19 protein-coding genes and 1 other annotated feature are annotated in these 17,813 nt (G+C 45.8%); all 19 genes read left to right on the top strand.

Translation table 11 applies throughout. The annotated features are described in order from the left end of the window. Positions 1-155 precede the first annotated feature (155 nt). The 19 genes from sigG to pyrE all read left to right on the top strand — a co-directional run bounded on the left by sigG (position 156) and on the right by pyrE (position 17,756). On the top strand, positions 156-935 hold the full coding sequence (gene sigG, locus D1B31_RS17375) for an RNA polymerase sporulation sigma factor SigG (protein WP_118922752.1): 780 nt from the start codon (positions 156-158) through the stop codon (positions 933-935). A 430-nt stretch (positions 936-1,365) separates the two neighbouring features. Next, a complete protein-coding gene (locus D1B31_RS17365) occupies positions 1,366-1,647 on the top strand; it encodes a YlmC/YmxH family sporulation protein (RefSeq protein WP_118922748.1) in 282 nt (93 codons plus the stop codon). A gap of 62 nt (positions 1,648-1,709) precedes the next feature. Further along, a complete protein-coding gene (gene pgeF, locus D1B31_RS17360) occupies positions 1,710-2,537 on the top strand; it encodes a peptidoglycan editing factor PgeF (RefSeq protein ID WP_118922746.1) in 828 nt (275 codons plus the stop codon). Then, on the top strand, positions 2,537-3,211 hold the full coding sequence (locus D1B31_RS17355) for a YggS family pyridoxal phosphate-dependent enzyme (RefSeq protein ID WP_118922744.1): 675 nt from the start codon (positions 2,537-2,539) through the stop codon (positions 3,209-3,211). The genes pgeF and D1B31_RS17355 overlap by 1 nt, the downstream gene beginning before the upstream one ends. An 18-nt stretch (positions 3,212-3,229) precedes the next feature. Further along, positions 3,230-3,673 carry a cell division protein SepF gene (locus D1B31_RS17350; RefSeq protein WP_118922742.1) on the top strand — a complete coding sequence of 148 codons (444 nt, stop codon included), beginning with the start codon at positions 3,230-3,232 and terminating at the stop codon, positions 3,671-3,673. A 7-nt stretch (positions 3,674-3,680) separates the two neighbouring features. After that, positions 3,681-3,944, top strand: a complete 264-nt coding sequence (locus D1B31_RS17345) for a YggT family protein (protein ID WP_118922740.1) — start codon at positions 3,681-3,683, stop codon at positions 3,942-3,944. A 79-nt stretch (positions 3,945-4,023) separates the two neighbouring features. Next, positions 4,024-4,797: a YlmH family RNA-binding protein gene (locus tag D1B31_RS17340; RefSeq protein ID WP_118922738.1), complete on the top strand. Its 774-nt coding sequence runs from the start codon at positions 4,024-4,026 to the stop codon at positions 4,795-4,797. A 130-nt stretch (positions 4,798-4,927) separates the two neighbouring features. Beyond that, on the top strand, positions 4,928-5,443 hold the full coding sequence (locus D1B31_RS17335; protein ID WP_118922736.1) for a DivIVA domain-containing protein: 516 nt from the start codon (positions 4,928-4,930) through the stop codon (positions 5,441-5,443). Between the two features lie 52 nt (positions 5,444-5,495). Continuing rightward, positions 5,496-5,726: a binding site (T-box leader), on the top strand. A gap of 73 nt (positions 5,727-5,799) precedes the next feature. Next, on the top strand, positions 5,800-8,580 hold the full coding sequence (gene ileS, locus D1B31_RS17330; RefSeq protein WP_118922734.1) for an isoleucine--tRNA ligase: 2,781 nt from the start codon (positions 5,800-5,802) through the stop codon (positions 8,578-8,580). Between the two features lie 129 nt (positions 8,581-8,709). After that, positions 8,710-9,204 carry a signal peptidase II gene (gene lspA, locus D1B31_RS17325; RefSeq protein WP_118922732.1) on the top strand — a complete coding sequence of 165 codons (495 nt, stop codon included), beginning with the start codon at positions 8,710-8,712 and terminating at the stop codon, positions 9,202-9,204. Continuing rightward, a complete protein-coding gene (locus D1B31_RS17320; protein ID WP_118922730.1) occupies positions 9,176-10,087 on the top strand; it encodes an RluA family pseudouridine synthase in 912 nt (303 codons plus the stop codon). Before lspA ends, D1B31_RS17320 begins: the two co-directional genes overlap by 29 nt. 145 nt (positions 10,088-10,232) lie before the next feature. After that, a complete protein-coding gene (pyrR, locus tag D1B31_RS17315; protein WP_118922728.1) occupies positions 10,233-10,805 on the top strand; it encodes a bifunctional pyr operon transcriptional regulator/uracil phosphoribosyltransferase PyrR in 573 nt (190 codons plus the stop codon). 214 nt (positions 10,806-11,019) lie between these two features. Beyond that, complete coding sequence (locus D1B31_RS17310) at positions 11,020-12,333, top strand: solute carrier family 23 protein (protein ID WP_118922897.1); 1,314 nt, start codon at positions 11,020-11,022, stop codon at positions 12,331-12,333. A gap of 143 nt (positions 12,334-12,476) precedes the next feature. Then, positions 12,477-13,403, top strand: a complete 927-nt coding sequence (locus D1B31_RS17305) for an aspartate carbamoyltransferase catalytic subunit (RefSeq protein WP_118922726.1) — start codon at positions 12,477-12,479, stop codon at positions 13,401-13,403. Continuing rightward, a complete protein-coding gene (locus tag D1B31_RS17300; protein WP_420846122.1) occupies positions 13,366-14,667 on the top strand; it encodes a dihydroorotase in 1,302 nt (433 codons plus the stop codon). The genes D1B31_RS17305 and D1B31_RS17300 overlap by 38 nt, the downstream gene beginning before the upstream one ends. A 60-nt stretch (positions 14,668-14,727) precedes the next feature. Next, positions 14,728-15,501 carry a dihydroorotate dehydrogenase electron transfer subunit gene (locus tag D1B31_RS17295; protein WP_275670728.1) on the top strand — a complete coding sequence of 258 codons (774 nt, stop codon included), beginning with the start codon at positions 14,728-14,730 and terminating at the stop codon, positions 15,499-15,501. Then, the gene (locus D1B31_RS17290; RefSeq protein WP_118922720.1) at positions 15,498-16,439 is read left to right on the top strand and encodes a dihydroorotate dehydrogenase; all 942 of its coding nucleotides are present in this window, start codon (positions 15,498-15,500) and stop codon (positions 16,437-16,439) included. The genes D1B31_RS17295 and D1B31_RS17290 overlap by 4 nt, the downstream gene beginning before the upstream one ends. After that, on the top strand, positions 16,408-17,127 hold the full coding sequence (pyrF, locus tag D1B31_RS17285) for an orotidine-5'-phosphate decarboxylase (RefSeq protein ID WP_118922718.1): 720 nt from the start codon (positions 16,408-16,410) through the stop codon (positions 17,125-17,127). Before D1B31_RS17290 ends, pyrF begins: the two co-directional genes overlap by 32 nt. Then, positions 17,124-17,756 carry an orotate phosphoribosyltransferase gene (gene pyrE / locus D1B31_RS17280; RefSeq protein ID WP_118922716.1) on the top strand — a complete coding sequence of 211 codons (633 nt, stop codon included), beginning with the start codon at positions 17,124-17,126 and terminating at the stop codon, positions 17,754-17,756. The genes pyrF and pyrE overlap by 4 nt, the downstream gene beginning before the upstream one ends. Positions 17,757-17,813 lie beyond the last annotated feature (57 nt).

The raw sequence follows: 17,813 nt of genomic DNA, 5'->3' as shown, positions 1-17,813 counted from the left end.
ATTTTTTCTCGAAAAAAAAAGACAATACTAGCAAGGATTTTCGGCCTTTTTTGCCCATATTTACGGCAGAGCAGAAATCTCGGTTCTGCATATTTTTCCACTCCAAGGAGATACTGTTTTTTGAACAGCAGCTCCTATAAGGAGGGAAAAGAGCATTGACTCGAAATAAGGTTGAGATTTGCGGTGTTGATACATCGAAACTTCCAGTTCTAAAAAACGAAGAAATGCGGAAGCTTTTCAGAGAAATGCAGGATGGGGACCTGTCAGCCAGGGAAAAATTGGTCAACGGAAACTTGCGCCTTGTTTTAAGTGTCATCCAGAGATTTAACAATCGCGGGGAATTTGTTGATGACTTGTTCCAAGTTGGCTGCATCGGCCTAATGAAATCGATTGACAATTTTGATCTTGGCCAAAACGTTAAATTTTCAACTTATGCTGTACCGATGATCATTGGTGAAATACGCCGCTACTTAAGGGATAACAACCCTATTCGGGTATCCAGATCCCTGAGGGACATTGCCTATAAGGCCCTTCAGGTAAGAGAGAGGCTGATGAGTGAGACGTCCAGGGAACCTACGGCAGAAGAAATAGCGAAAGTGCTTGAAGTTCCCCATGAAGAAATCGTATTTGCCATGGATGCGATTCAGGACCCCGTTTCTTTATTCGAGCCAATTTACAATGACGGTGGGGATCCTATCTACGTCATGGATCAATTAAGCGATGAGCGAAATAAAGATACACAATGGATAGAGGAAATCGCCCTTAAGGAAGGGATGAGAAGACTGAATGAACGGGAGAAACTGATTTTGAGAAAACGGTTCTTCCAGGGAAAGACGCAAATGGAAGTAGCCGATGAAATAGGCATTTCCCAGGCACAAGTATCCAGGCTTGAAAAAGCGGCCATTAAACAAATGAGTAAAAATATCCAAAGCTAAAGCTGCCTTTTGGGCAGCTTTTTCAATTTATTCGTGTTAAAGTGTTAAAGTCCAATAATGGAATATATGCGTTAATTGGAACGGAGGGCGCCGACTCCGGCGGGATGTAGCGGCAAGTGGAGAACCATGAAAAGCGGAAGCGCCTCGGTCAGCTCCGACTAGCGGTGGAGGGCCTGAAGGAGAAGTCGGTCTTTGACTTCACCTGAAGGACCGAAGCGACTCGAGGGGCTAGGCGCAGCAGCTGGCCAAGCAGGCGCCAAAGCGCCGAGGAGGATTCACTGGCCCCCCGAGGAAAGCGTGCGCCTGGAGTGGAAGTCAACTACAAATATTATTACATTGCCCAATAAAAGCCATTGTTTACTGAAGTTGAGTACAGTTTCCTCCAATCGTGTCATATATTTTTACTAGTACAGGACAGGAGTGAAACGAGATGGTGAGAATATCTGATTTTCAAATGAAAGATGTTATCAATGTAGCGGATGGTAAAAAACTTGGAAATGTATCGGATATCGACATTAATTTAAATTCCGGTAAAATTCAGTCTGTAGTGATTAGTGGGAACGGGAAGGTATTAGGTTTCTTTGGGAAAGAGGAAGATACAGTCATCCCATGGACAAATATTTTAAAAATCGGCCAGGATGTTATTTTGGTCAGGATGACAGGCCTTCCTTTACAAACAAGCAAGGAAGAGCAGGAAAACACTGTCAGTTAGGCTAACTGGTACCGGAATGCTCCCTTGTATGGTAAACTATAGAAAAAAACAGGGGATTTTGAATGGAGCCATTTTTTTTATCAAACGAGACAACTTATTTTTTGAGAGATTGGATGGAAAAGCATCCTGGATTAGCTGCCGGTTTTTCTTCGCGAAATGGCGGGGCAGGGACGAACGAATATGGAAGCCTGAATACAGGCTTCCATGTTGGTGATGATTTTTTAGTTGTCCAGAAAAACAGGAGGTTGATCGCTGAAACGGCCGGTTTCAGTGCAGCAGATATGGTTGGTGCGGAGCAGACACATGGCATTCAAATTAAAAAGGTTGGAAATCGGCATAAAGGCATGGGAGCTTCCGATTATGAACGTTCAGTAAAAGACACGGATGGCTTTTATACGGATGAGGCCGGAGTCCTCCTGACAATGTGCTTCGCTGATTGTGTTCCGCTTTATTTCTTTGATCCAACCAATAGGATGATTGGTATTGCCCATGCTGGATGGAAAGGGACAGTTAATGGAATCGGCCCTGAAATGGTTAGGCTATGGAAGGAAGAAGGGATTCGTTCCGACAATATTTTTGCTGCCATCGGGCCTTCCATCTGCAAAAAATGTTATATTGTTGATGACTATGTTATTTCTTTTGTAAATAATAGACTGGAACATGTCGAAAAAAAACCATATAATCAAATTAGTCCAGGGCAATATTCTCTAGATTTAAAGGAAATGAACCGTATGCTGTTAATTGAGGCAGGCATACAAGAACAGAATATTGCCGAATCAAATCTTTGTTCAAGCTGCAGCAGGGAACACTTTTTCTCCCACCGCAGGGACAATGGGAAAACTGGAAGGATGCTTGGTTTTATTGGCTGGAAGGAGGATTCTTTGCGGTAATGGGAATAGCAGGAAATCTTAAAGAAATAAACAAAGAGATACATCATGCATGCCTTAAAACTAACAGAGATCCTGCCGATGTAAAGATTATCGCTGTCACGAAGTATGTTAGTAAGGAAAGAGCGGCAGAGGCGATTGAAGCGGGAATTACCCATATTGGGGAAAACCGTGACGATGGTTTTTTGGAAAAATGGGAAGCTTTAAACGGAAGAGCGGCATTTCACTTTATTGGGACTTTGCAGACGAGGAAAGTTAGGAACATTATTGATAAGGTGGATTATATCCATTCTTTGGACAGGCTTTCACTTGCGAAAGAAATCAATAAGCGTGCTAATGCCCCGGTTAAATGCCTAGTCCAGGTAAATGTATCTGGCGAAGATTCAAAGCATGGGATTAGTGCCTCTGATACATTCGAATTTATTGAAAAGCTGGCCGACTTTAAAAATATCCGTGTCGAAGGGCTAATGACAATGGCCCCTCTGACAGATGATGAAGAGGTTTTAAGAGCATGCTTCAGGAACCTGCGTGTCCTCAGGGACCGTATACAGGAAATGGGACTTGCCCATTCCCCATGTCAGGAACTGTCGATGGGAATGTCGAATGATTATACGATTGCGGTTGAAGAAGGGGCAACAATGATCCGGATCGGTACAGCACTGGTCGGGGAAAAATGATTTGGAGGTGCAGAACAAATGAGCATTAAATCAAAATTTAAAACTTTCTTTTTCTTGGATGATCAATACGATGAAGAAGAGGAATATGTGGAAGAGCCTGAACCAATCAGGCCACAAAAAAACCAGGCTGTTAAAACTACACAGAATGTTGTGAGCCTCCAAAGCGTGCAAAAATCTTCGAACTCTAAGGTTGTCTTAATTGAACCAAGAATGTATTCTGAAGCTCAGGAAATTGCCGACCACCTTAAAAACCGTCGGGCGGTAGTTGTCAATCTGCAGCGGATCGACCATGATCAGGCAAAAAGAATTGTAGACTTCCTCAGCGGTACAGTGTACGCGATTGGCGGAGACATCCAAAAAATAGGGATTAGCATTTTCCTGTGCACTCCTGATAATGTAGAGGTTTCCGGAAATATTTCCGAGTTGATGCAGGAACAAGATTTTTCTGATAAGAGGTGGTAACGGATAGATGGGTATAATTTTTGATATTTTAAATAGGGGTTTTGATTTGTACTATTGGGCATTGATTATTTACATATTAATGTCGTGGTTCCCTAACGCAAGAGGATCAGCTATTGGTCAGTTTCTTGCGAGAATATGCGAACCATACCTGGAATTGTTCAGAAGGTTTATTCCACCGCTTGGCATGATTGATATTTCGCCAATCGTTGCAATCATCACGCTGAATTTTGCACGAAAAGGTCTGTTCAGTTTATTTGGATGGTTTATGTAACCATTTTGTTTAAAGAGCAAGCGTACTTGGTTTATAGGCCAGTCTTTTGCTTTAGGATTAATTAAGTAGGAGCAGGAAGATGAACATTTATCAGCATTTCAGGCCGGCGGAAAGGGAAATTATTGACCAGGTACTGCAGTGGAAGAATCAGGTTGAAACGATGTACGCGCCTAAACTGACTGATTTCCTCGACCCAAGGGAACAGTTTATTTTAAAGGCACTTGTTGGCGAAAACGGGGATATCCGTACCGAACTGTCTGGTGGCCCTTCTTTTGCAGAGCGGAAACGGGCTCTCTTATTGCCTGATTATGCGATTTTCGAGCCGGAGGACTTCCAAATACGCCTGATCGAGGTCCAGTATCCTGCTAAATTCGTGACAGTGGAGCATCCCCATGTCCTAGGAAGTCTTATGTCACTTGGTCTTAAACGAGGTAAATTCGGTGATATTCTTGCAAGGGATGATAGAATTCAATTCCTCTGTGCGGCAGAAGTCGCCGACTTTGTAAAAATGAATCTCGAATCGATAGGAAAGGCTTCCGTCAGCTTGAGGGAAGTCCCTATAGATGGGGCAATTGAGCCGGCCGAATCCTGGTCAGAAGTAGCCACTACCGTCAGTTCATTAAGGCTTGATGCGGTCCTTGCCGCGATACATAACTTGTCTAGACAAAAGTCGCAGCTTATGATTCAGCAGGGACTTGTGAAAGTGAATTGGACTGAAATAGCGAGTCCTTCATTCGAATGCGGAGAAGCGGATATGATATCGGTCAAGGGCTATGGAAGAGCAAGGTTAAACTCCATTGAAGGCAAAACGAAAAAGGAAAAATGGCGGATCCTTGTCGGTAAACAAAAATAATTTTCACAAGAGACTTGAAGGAAAATGAAGGTTCCTGTCGAATAATAATATACAGTACATAGACAGCAAGCAAGGCTGAATCGTGCTGCTTGCGGGGAGAAGGACGAAACTTAATTAGGGAGGTGGCGTCATGCCATTAACGCCGTTGGATATACACAATAAGGAATTCACAAAAGGATTCCGGGGTTATGATGAAGATGAGGTAAATGAATTCCTCGACCAGATAATCAAGGATTATGAGTTGATTCTTAGGGAGAAAAAGGAGCTTGAAGAGCGCCTGAATGATATGAATGACCGGCTCGGCCATTTTACAAATATTGAGGAAACATTGAATAAGTCCATTATTGTCGCCCAGGAAGCTGCCGAGGAAGTGAAAAGAATCGCCCAGAAAGAAGCGAAGCTGATCATTAAAGAAGCGGAAAAGAATGCCGACCGGATTGTGAATGAGTCATTATCGAAGGCGCGTAAGATTGCTCTTGAAATCGAGGATCTGAAAAAACAATCCAAGGTATTCAGGACTCGCTTTAAAATGCTGATCGAGGCCCAACTTGATATGATCAATACCGATGACTGGGATCACTTGCTAAATTATGAGCTGGATGCAACCGAGTTAAAAGCAACGGAGGAAGAAGATTCGCTCGCTTGACGGACAGGCATGAAATGGCATATAATTTCCTAATAAGAAGAGGTAATAGTGTATACAGGCTATGAAAGGGACAGTACAGCTTATACATGCTTATGTAGCGAACCGGGGATGGTGGAAGCCCGGTAAAGCAGAAAGCTGGAAAATCACCCATGAGTCCCGCACTGAAAGGCTATAAGCCGAATAAGCTGCGGCGTCCCATCCACGTTAAGGATGCTTTGAGCGGGCAATTTTTCGTTGCCTATCAGGGTGGTACCGCGGGGAATCTTACCTTCTCGTCCCTATTTGGGATGGGGAGGTTTTTATTTTTTGCCTGTTATAGGCTGTGTTTGAATGCGTAAGTTCAGGAGGAAAAGAAAATGGATTACAAAGACACATTATTAATGCCGAAAACGGATTTCCCAATGCGCGGCAACCTACCGAAAAGGGAGCCGGAAATCCAGGCGAAATGGGAAGAAAAAGATATCTACAAAATGGTTCAGGAAGGGACAAAAGGAAGGCCGCTGTATGTCCTTCATGATGGCCCGCCTTATGCCAATGGCGATATCCATATGGGTCATGCCTTGAATAAAATTCTCAAGGATTTCATTGTCCGCCATAAGTCGATGACGGGTTACCAAGCACCTTATGTGCCTGGCTGGGATACACATGGCCTGCCAATCGAGCAGGCATTGGCGAACAAAGGGGTAAAACGCAAGGAAATGACAACGGCTGAATTCCGCCAGCTTTGCACTGAGTACGCACTTGGCCAAATTGACAGCCAGAGGACTCAGTTTAAGCGTCTTGGCGTCCGTGGGGACTGGGAAAATCCTTATATCACTCTAAAGCCAGAGTATGAGGCACAGCAAATCAAGGTATTCGGGGAAATGGCCAAGAAAGGATATATTTATAAAGGCAAAAAGCCGGTCTACTGGTCACCTTCGAGTGAATCAGCTCTCGCTGAAGCCGAAATTGAGTACAAAGATAAAAGGTCGCCGTCCATTTATGTTGCTTTTACCATTAAAGATGGAAAAGGCGTTCTAGATGCCGATACTAGCATGGTCATCTGGACGACAACTCCGTGGACGATTCCTGCCAACCTGGGAATTTCTGTCCATCCTGACCTTGCCTATGTAGTTGTTGCTGCAGGTGGGAGAAAATATGTATTAGCTGAAGCGTTGCTTGAAGTTGCGGCAAAAGAAATTGGCTGGGACACTTATGAAGTTGTTCAAAAGGTAAATGGGAAAGATCTTGAATATATTGTCGCAACGCATCCTATTTATGGACGTGATTCACTTGTCATGTTAGGTGAGCATGTTACAACAGATGCAGGTACGGGCTGCGTCCATACCGCTCCTGGACATGGGGAGGATGACTTCCAAATCGGCCGGAAATATGGCCTTGATGTACTGTGTCCAGTCGATGACAAGGGCTACATGACGAATGAAGCAGACCAGTTTGAAGGACTGTTCTATGATGAGGCCAACAAGCCGATTACAGAAGCATTGGATAAAGCAGGAGCTCTTTTAAAACTATCATTCATTACCCACTCCTACCCGCATGACTGGAGAACGAAAAAGCCGGTTATTTTCCGCGCGACAGCTCAATGGTTCGCATCTATTAAAGACTTCCGGGATGGATTGCTTGAAGCGGTTAAAGAAACAAAATGGGTTCCGGCCTGGGGGGAAACCCGCCTATTCAATATGGTCCGTGACCGTGGAGACTGGTGTATCTCACGTCAGCGAGTATGGGGCGTGCCAATCCCTGTTTTCTACGCGGAAAACGGTGAACCGATCATCACGGACGAAACAATTGACCATGTATCCAATTTATTCCGCGAGCATGGCTCAAACATTTGGTTTGAAAAAGAAGCAAAGGATCTGTTGCCAGAAGGATTTACACATCCTGATTCACCGAACGGGAAGTTTACAAAGGAAACAGATATCATGGATGTCTGGTTTGATTCTGGTTCCTCCCATCAGGCAGTGCTTGAGGAACGGGATGACCTCCAGCGGCCGGCGGACCTTTATCTTGAAGGCTCCGACCAGTATCGCGGCTGGTTCAACTCTTCACTTTCTACAGCTGTTGCCGTAACAGGTAAAGCACCATATAAAGGAGTCCTAAGCCATGGATTTGTCCTTGATGGTGAAGGAAGGAAAATGAGTAAATCACTCGGGAATGTCATGATTCCGGAAAAGATTATGAAACAGCTTGGAGCGGATATTTTGCGCCTATGGGTTGCATCTGTGGACTATCAATCAGATGTCCGTGTTTCAGACGCAATTTTAAAACAGGTTGCGGAAGTTTACAGGAAAATCAGGAATACATTCAGGTTCCTGCTTGGAAATCTGGCTGATTTCAATCCTGATACAGATGCGGTTGCCTATGAGAATTTACGCGAAGTCGATCAGTTTATGCTCGTCAAGCTTAACAAATTGATTAAACACGTGAGGCAGTCATTTGAAAAATATGAGTTTTCGGGCATTTACCATGCGGTAAACAATTTCTGTACACTGGATTTAAGTTCGTTCTACCTTGATTTTGCAAAAGATGTCCTGTACATCGAAGCAGCTGACAATCAGGAACGCCGTGCCATCCAGACAGTCCTTTATGAATCGCTTGTCGCTTTAACCAAACTTGTTTCGCCAATCCTTTCACATACTGCGGATGAGGTATGGGAGTTTATCCCTGGCGTTAATGAGGAATTTGTTCAGCTGACGGATATGCCAGAGCATAAGGAATATCCGAATGCAGATGAGCTTGTGAAAAAATGGTCTGCTTTCATGAGGCTGAGGGACGATGTCCTAAAGGCGCTTGAAGAGGCGAGAAATGAAAAAATCATCGGCAAGTCACTTACCGCGAAAGTGACCCTTTATGTGAATGAAGAGAGCCGTGCTCTCCTCCATTCAATTAAAGAAGATGTAAAGCAGCTTTTCATTGTGTCAGATTTTGAAGTGGCGGGAACGCTTGAACAGGCTCCAGAAAGTGCCTTGAAGCTTGAAACAGCTTCAATCGTCGTTACAAAAGCCGAAGGTGAAACTTGCGACCGCTGCTGGGTTGTTTCGAAAGAAGTAGGCAGCAATCCCGAATATCCGACAATCTGCCCTCGCTGCGCCAGCGTAGTGAAGGAATCTTACGCTGAAGAAGCAGCCGGAGAATAATTGTGTTTGGGCCGGAACCTGCATATGCAGGCCGGCCTTTTGTTTTTACCCGATTTTTCTTTGTTGTTTCATGCGGGTTTGTGCTAAAATGCAAAAGAAGTCATCGACAGGATGTGGAGGGTTCACTCAGTGTTTTATTATTTAATAGCGGCATTTATTATTATCCTTGATCAAATCACTAAATGGCTGATTGTTAAAAATATGAATATAGGCGACAGTATTCCTATCATTGAGGATTTTTTGTATATTACCTCACATCGAAACCGCGGCGCGGCATGGGGAATCCTGCAGGGGCAGATGTGGCTGTTTTATGTCATTACAGTCATCGTTATCATCGGAATTGTTTACTATATCAATAAAGCCGCGAAAGGAAACGCCCTCCTTGGTGTATCGCTTGGCTTCATGCTGGGCGGGGCAATTGGCAACTTTATTGACCGCGTCTACAGACAGGAAGTGGTTGATTTTATCCACACCTACATTTTCAGTTACAATTTCCCAGTTTTCAACATAGCAGATTCCGCCCTGGTCATTGGTGTATTTTTCTTAATGATCCAAATGCTAAAAGAAGAACGGGAAGCCAAAAAGGAGAAGTCATATGGAAAGAATGGTACACACCATCCTTGAGAACCAAAAGGGTGACAGAATTGACAAGGCCGTTTCAACACTAAATGAGGAATGGTCCCGGACTCAAGTCCAGCAGTGGATTAAGGATGGGAATGTTCTTGTTAATGGCAAACAAGTCAAGTCAAATTACAAATGTGCAGAAAACGATGTCATTGAAATCACAATTCCCGAGCCGGAAGAGTTGGATGCCATTCCGGAAGAAATGGACCTTGATATTTACTATGAGGATGGCGACGTCCTTGTCGTAAACAAACCGAAAGGAATGGTCGTCCACCCGGCACCTGGCCATTTAACAGGAACACTTGTAAATGGATTAATGCATCATTGTAAAGATCTTTCAGGCATCAATGGCGTATTAAGGCCTGGAATTGTGCATAGGATTGATAAAGATACTTCGGGATTGTTAATGGTGGCAAAAAATGACATGGCACACGAAAGCCTTGTCAATCAGCTTGTCGAGAAATCGGTGACAAGGAAATACAAAGCGATTGTCCACGGAAACATTCCTCATGATTATGGAACAGTCGATGCCCCGCTCGGAAGGGACCCGAAAGACAGGCAAAGCATGACTGTAGTCGACAATGGCAAACATGCTGTCACACACTTTCAGGTGATTGAACGGCTCGGAAATTTTACATTCGTTGAATGCCAGCTTGAAACAGGCCGAACTCATCAAATTAGAGTGCACATGAAATATATAGGGTATCCTCTTGCAGGTGACCCGAAGTATGGGCCAAAGAAAACCCTTGAGTTGGGAGGCCAGGCGCTCCATGCCGGTGTCCTGGGTTTCAAACATCCACGGACCGGTGAGTATCATGAATTCGAGGCACCACTGCCGGCATACTTCGACAAATTGATTGAAGAATTACGCCATAATCATTGACATCACCTCTTCATTGAGATACTATGGCTATAGTTTTATAAGCCCTTTAAAGCAGTCCTGTGAGGCTGGGAAGGAAACGGAATTGCCCTGATGGGGCATAAAACCATGGTTTTCTAACCTCCCGCGCGCTGCGGGAGGTTTTTTTATGTACTTCTTAACAGAGAAAGAAGGGTTGAATTTGGGCCAAAAAGCAATTGTCTTGGATGAACAGGCAATCAGGAGGGCGCTTACTCGGATCGCCCACCAGATCATCGAGAAAAACAAAGGGATTGAAGACTGTGTCATCGTCGGCATTAGGACCAGGGGCATCTACATTGCCGAAAGGCTTGCCGAGCGGATTAAGCAGATAGAAGGTACCCCAATTGCAACAGGGGAATTGGATATTACCCTGTACCGTGACGATCTGACAAAGGTGACAGAGGACGAGGAACCCCATGTAAAAGGATCTGATATCCCGGCTGGAGTGAAAGACAAGAAGGTCATTCTAGTCGATGACGTCCTCTACACTGGCAGGACGGTCAGAGCTGGAATGGATGCAATTATGGATCTTGGGCGCCCCGCTCAAATTCAGCTGGCTGTTTTAGTCGACCGCGGTCACCGCGAGCTGCCGATCAGGGCGGATTATGTTGGCAAAAATATCCCGACTTCAAGCTCGGAAAGGATTGTCGTTGAACTCGAAGAAGTAGACGGATCCGACCAAGTAAGCATTTACGAATAAGTTATTATACCGTACACGATTTTAAAATGAATATCCCTTTTAAACGCAGTCCAGAGAGTCTGCAAAGGGGGAAATGCCGGGACGCTTCCATATTAGGTATGACTTAAGAATGGAAGATATTTATACCCTTACGCATTTTTACCTCCTTGCACTCGCTGCAGGGAGTTTTTTTATGGCATTAAAAGCTGAATACACAACGTACGGAGGAGAAATGATGAATAGACCTATTTTAGATGTAAATGAAAAACCGAATTTGGGACAATTAATTACTTTAAGCTTGCAGCACTTATTCGCCATGTTCGGAGCTACGATACTTGTGCCGTACCTTGTCGGTTTAAGCCCTGCAATAGCACTTATTTCAAGCGGAGTTGGAACGTTAGCGTTTCTGATGATTACTAAATGGCAGGTACCTGCCTACCTCGGTTCCTCTTTCGCATTCATCGTTCCAATCATTGGTGCGAAAACAATCGGCGGACCCGGGGGGGCAATGATCGGAAGCTTTATGGCTGGGCTTGTGTATGGAATTGTCGCCTTGGTTATAAAAAAAGCTGGCCACCGCTGGATTATGAATTTGCTGCCGCCAATTGTGGTCGGCCCAGTGATCATGGTCATCGGTCTTTCCATGGCTGGGACCGCAGTAGGAATGGCGATGAATACAATGAAGGGCCCTGAACATTACAGTATGGTCCACTTTTCGGCTGCTTTGGTCACGCTTGTGGCAACCATCATTTTTTCTGTCTATATGAGAGGGACACTTAGCATTATCCCAATCCTCGCCGGGATTGTTATTGGATACGTGTATTCACTTGCGGTCGGACTGGTTGACTTCTCACCGGTTATGAAAGCGAAATTCTTCCAATGGCCTGATTTCATTATTCCTTTTGTCGATTATAAAATTAAGGTTACTCTGGACCTGATTCTTCTAATGGTTCCAGTCGCTGTTGTAACGATATCAGAGCATATTGGCCACCAGCTCGTACTGAGCAAAGTTGTCGGCCGGGATTATATTAAACAGCCTGGGCTCCATCGTTCCATGCTTGGTGACGGCACAGCCACGATGATTTCCGCGCTGATTGGCGGCCCTCCTAAGACAACTTACGGTGAAAACATCGGCGTCCTAGCGATTACGAAGGTATACAGTGTCTATGTGATTGCGGGTGCGGCTGTGGCAGCAACAATTTTCGGCTTTATTGGCACAATTACCGCGCTCATTAGTACAATCCCGACTGCGGTAATGGGCGGCGTGTCAATCCTCCTTTTTGGAATCATCGCTTCTTCGGGGTTGAGAATGCTTGTTGACAGCAAAATTGACTTTGGAAGCAATCGAAATCTCGTCATTTCATCGGTTATCCTTGTCATTGGGATTGGCGGAGCATTTATTCAGGTGACGGATGGATTTCAAATCCAGGGGATGGCATTAGCCGCAATTCTGGGAGTTATTTTGAACTTAATCCTCCCAGGAAGAGAAGCTGCAATAGATGATATGTTTGAAGCTTCAATAGAAGATCATAAAGTTAACACCTTTTAAACCGGTCCTGAGAGGCCGGTAAGGGTGCCCTCGCTAGCAATAGGTTGCAGTTCTGCCTGCCTATTGCTGGAACTTGGTCGCGCCCTGGCTTTGCTTAGGGCGCATTTTTTACGCCCTTATGTAAAACATCTGGGGAGGAATGAATGATGCACCTATTGACGATGGCTGATTTACAGCCAGAAGAAATCACTAGTTTAATCGTCGAAGCGGAAAGTTTTGCTAAAGGGGCTGTATGGCAGCCAGAACGGAGCGTTTATGTATCGAATCTCTTCTTTGAACCGAGCACACGCACGAAATGCAGCTTTGAAATGGCTGAAAGGAAACTTGGCCTTGAGGTTATTCAATTTGAGGCTAGCGCATCAAGCGCTCTGAAAGGTGAAAGTCTCTACGATACTGTAAAAACAATGGAGTCGATTGGGGTGGACGCGTTAGTCATTCGCCACCCGGAGGATCAGTATTATGATGAACTTAAAGAAACTTGCGGTATTTCCATTTTGAATGCAGGGGATGGATGTGGCCATCATCCAACACAATCCCTTCTTGACCTCATGACAATAAAGCAGGAGTTCGGGAGGTTTACTGGATTGAAAGTAGCAATCGTCGGGGACTTTCGCCACAGCAGGGTTGCTCACTCCAACGCAGATGCATTAAGACGTCTAGGGGCCGAGGTTGTTTTCTCTGGACCGCCAGAATGGTTTGACGAAAACAGCCCGTACGAACCGATTGACAGGGCGATCAGGACCGCGGATGTCATTATGCTTCTGAGGATCCAGCATGAAAGACATGAAAGAAAATACAGGATTACGAGAGAAGAGTACCATCGCAGGTACGGGCTTACTCCAGAAAGAGAGAGAAGAATGAAGCCTGGCAGCATTATCATGCACCCTGCACCGGTTAACAGAGATGTAGAAATAGCCGGCGGCCTGGTTGAATGTCCCCGTTCAAGAATTTTCAAACAAATGGAAAATGGCGTTTATGTCAGGATGGCTGTTTTAAAAAGGTCGCTTTCACAAATAAAAGGGGGGCATAATGTTGAAGTTTTTGCTAAAAAACGTGCACTTGCCAGATAATCTAGAAACTGAATGGGAAAAAATGACTGATATTTACATAGAGGATGGACTGATTGCCGAGATCGGGCCCTCCCTTAACAAGGATGCCGACAGAATTATCAACGGAAGCGGACTGGTAGCTTCGCCAGGGTTTATTGACCTCCATGTCCATCTTAGGGAGCCAGGAGGAGAGAAAAAGGAAACGATCGAGACTGGGACGAAAGCAGCCGCCAAAGGAGGCTTCACAACAATCGCCGCAATGCCTAACACAAGGCCTGTACCTGATACAAAGGAACAGCTTGACTGGCTCCAGGACCGGATCGCCCAGACAGCGGTTATCCGGGTTCTCCCATATGCCTCAATCACACTTCGAGAATTGGGCCGGGAATTGACAAACTTCAAGGAATTAAAAGAGAGCGGCGCATTCGCCTTTACGGATGACGGCGTCGGTGTACAGTCAGCGGCAATGATGCTTGAGGCGATGAAAAAGGCAGCTGCTCTAGATATGGTCATCGTCGCCCACTGCGAGGAAGACTCACTCATTAACAAAGGATGTGTCCACGAAGGCTCTTTTTCTAAAAAGAACAACCTGGCCGGTATACCTTCAGTATGCGAATGCGTCCATATTGCAAGGGATGTGCTGCTTGCGGAAGCAGCAGGCTGCCATTATCATGTGTGCCATATTAGCACAAAGGAATCAGTCCGCGCGGTGAGAGATGCGAAGCGGGCGGGCATCAGGGTAACAGCGGAAGTAACCCCGCATCATTTGCTAATGTCCGAGGAGGATATACCTGGTCTCGATGCCAATTATAAAATGAACCCGCCACTCCGTTCAAAAGAAGACCAGTTGGCGTTAATTGAAGGGCTTTTGGACGGAACAATCGATTTTATTGCCACTGACCATGCACCACATACCGAAGAAGAAAAAGCGTGGGGAATGGAAAAAGCTCCTTTTGGTATTACAGGTCTCGAAACAGCTTTCCCACTCTTGTATACCCATCTCGTTGAGAAGGGAATATGTACGCTTATGGAACTGATTGAATACTTGACGATAAAGCCAGCGCGCGCATTCGGCCTTCCATACGGCACACTTGAGGTTGGGGGGCCAGCAGATCTCGTTTTGCTCGACTTGGAAGAAGAGAAGGAAATCAACCCCAATGAATTTTTGTCAAAAGGAAAGAACAATCCGTTTGGCGGCTGGAAGTGCAAAGGTTGGCCTGTTCTTACAGTTGCCGGAGGGGAAATCGTCTGGGAAATGGAGCGAAAGGAAGCTTTCATTAGATAAAGGCTTTCGGGAGACGGTTGTGTGTCATCCTGATTAATTGAAAAGGGCGTGGAACACTTGATATTGAAAGAGGATTGCAGAGTAATAGAGCAAATCGAGATAGCGGATTCTATTTATAAACTGACCGTTGAAGGAGATATCGCCCTAACCGCTGAACCTGGGCAATTCGTCCATGTTAAAACAGGCGGGCGGGAAGGACCGCTATTAAGGCGCCCAATCAGTATTAGTTCAATCAATAGAGAAGCCCGCCAGTTTACGATGATTTTTCGGGCAGCAGGGCGGGGGACTTTCCTTCTTGCCAGCTTGCTTAATGGAATGGCGGTTGATATCCTCGGTCCGCTCGGCAACGGATACCCATTGTCCGAAGCTTGGCCAGGCAGTACAGCGCTCCTTGTTGGAGGAGGAATCGGTATCCCGCCTCTTTATGAATTGTCCCGCCAGCTTACACTTCAAGGTGTCAAAGTTACTCACGTCTTGGGTTTCCAGACTGCATCTGTCGTATTTTATGAGCAGGAGTTTTCCGCCTTAGGAAAAACGTATATTACGACAGTTGATGGAACCTATGGTGAAAAAGGATATGTTACGGACACGATTTTTAAAGAACAAATAGACTTTGACACCCTTTTTGCCTGCGGGCCGATCCAAATGCTGAAGGCGCTCGAGACAGGCTTCCCGAACAAAAAGGCATTTTTATCCCTTGAAGAACGGATGGGCTGCGGAGTCGGGGCCTGCTTTGCATGTGTATGCAAGGTTCATGGGGATCCCGATGGCCGCCTTTACAAAAAGATTTGCAGTGACGGTCCGGTATTCCGGGCAGGGGAGGTAGTTTTATGAGCATGCTGGATGTAACATTGCCAGGCCTTTCTCTGAAAAATCCTGTCATGCCTGCTTCCGGCTGTTTCGGGTTCGGGCGGGAGTTTAGCCAGTTATATGATTTGAACATATTGGGGGCAATCATGATAAAGGCGGCGACAGCAGAGCCCCGTTTTGGGAACCCGACTCCGCGGGTAGCGGAAACCCCATCCGGGATGTTGAATGCAATTGGCCTGCAAAATCCCGGGTTTAAGGAGATTATGGCACAGGAGCTTCCGTGGCTTGAACAGTTCAATGTACCAATCATTGCTAATGTGGCCGGTTCTACGGAAGAAGAATATGTGGAGGTTGCCAGAAATATTTCCAGAGCAAAAAATGTTTCTGCACTCGAATTGAATGTGTCTTGCCCAAATGTAAAGGAAGGCGGAATCGCCTTTGGCACCGATCCTTTAACGTGCCAAGAGTTGACGAGAAAAGTGAAAGCCGTCTCAGCCGTACCTGTCTATGTGAAGCTTTCGCCAAACGTTACGAACATTGTTGATATAGCCCTTGCAGCAGAAGCCGGGGGAGCCGACGGACTGACGATGATCAATACACTCCTTGGAATGAGACTTGATTTGGCAACAGCCAAGCCGGTATTGGGGAATACAACCGGGGGCCTTTCTGGGCCGGCAGTCAAGCCGGTTGCCCTCAGGATGGTGTATGAGGTGAGCATGAAGACGACTCTTCCTATAATTGGAATGGGTGGCATTCACTCGGCAGCCGATGTGATTGAGTTTTTCTATGCAGGAGCCAGTGCCGTGGCGATTGGGACAGCGAATTTTACGGATCCGTTCCTTTGTCCTGGGATTATCGAAGAGCTGCCTGTCCTTTTAAAGCAACTCGGTTATGAACATATACTTGAATGCAAAGGAAGGAGCTGGAACCATGGAAGAAAACCCGCTTATCATCGCGCTTGACTTTAAGGGAATGGACGAAGTTGAGGCATTCCTTGAACCGTTTAGGGGACAAAATCTGTTTGTTAAAGTTGGGATGGAGCTTTTTTATAAGGAAGGGCCAAACACTGTCTATCGATTGAAGGAACTAGGCCATCGCGTTTTTCTTGATTTGAAGCTTCATGATATTCCGAACACCGTCATGAGGGCAATGAAATCTCTGGCCGGCCTCGGATGCGATCTCGTCACTGTCCATGCTGCGGGGGGGAGAGCCATGATGGAAGCTGCGTTGGAAGGGCTTGAAGCAGGTGTGCCATCTGGGTTAAGCCGTCCATCATGTGTAGCGGTCACACAGCTGACGAGCACCGAGGAAGCACATATGAAGACTGAGCAGCTCATTTCAGTCAGCCTGAGAGAATCTGTTTATCATTATGCATCGCTTGCGAAAATATCTGGTCTTGATGGAGTCGTATGTTCTGCATGGGAGGCCAGCGGGATTATACAAAGGCTAGGCAATGGATTTTTGACAGTCACTCCAGGAATCCGCATGGGCACAGAAGACCATCAAGATCAAAAAAGGGTTGCCACACCAGAAATGGCAAGGGAGCTTGGCATTCATGCAATCGTTGTCGGACGTCCTATAATACGGGCTGCCAATCCGGTGGAAGCTTATGGGACTTGGATGAAATCATGGAGAGGAGCGTCACAATGAGCAAAGAAATAGCAGCATATTTATTAGAAATAAATGCTGTTACCTTAAGGACCAATAATCCTTTCACTTGGACATCCGGCATGAAGTCGCCGATTTATTGCGATAACAGGCTGACCCTGTCTTTTCCGGAAATCAGGACGGCCATCGCTATTGAGCTAACAGACCGGATCAAGGAATATTTTTCCGGAGTGGATGTCATTGCCGGAACTGCAACCGCGGGCATTCCCCATGCCGCATGGGTCAGTGAAAAAATGGGGCTTCCTCTGTCCTATGTGCGAAGCAGTGCAAAAGGACATGGAAAAGGAAATCAAATCGAAGGCAAGGTCAGCCCCGGGCGAAAGGTGGTCATTATCGAGGATCTTATTTCTACCGGAGGAAGTGTCATTGCAGCCGCCAACGCCCTTAAAGAGGCAGGTGCGGAGGTTCTGGGGGTAGCGGCAATCTTTACTTATGGATTGGAAAAGGGGCGCAAGAAGCTCGAGGAAGCAGGTCTCCATACGGTTACAATCACTGATTTTCCCGAACTTGCGCAGGTTGCTGTGGAAAAAGAATATATTAAACAGGCCGAACTTGCATGCTTAATGGAATGGTATGTAAACCCGGAAGAATGGGGAAAAGCGAAAGCATAGCAAAACAAAGCGCCCAGCTTGATGAATGAGGCTGGGCGGCCGAAGTTTATGGAGATT

This window comes from Neobacillus notoginsengisoli (assembly GCF_003515685.1).
Classification (GTDB): Bacteria; Bacillota; Bacilli; order Bacillales; family Cytobacillaceae; genus Bacillus_D; species Bacillus_D notoginsengisoli.
The sequence above is the reverse complement of the archived record's forward strand: the minus strand, read 5'-3'. Positions and strand labels throughout refer to the sequence as shown.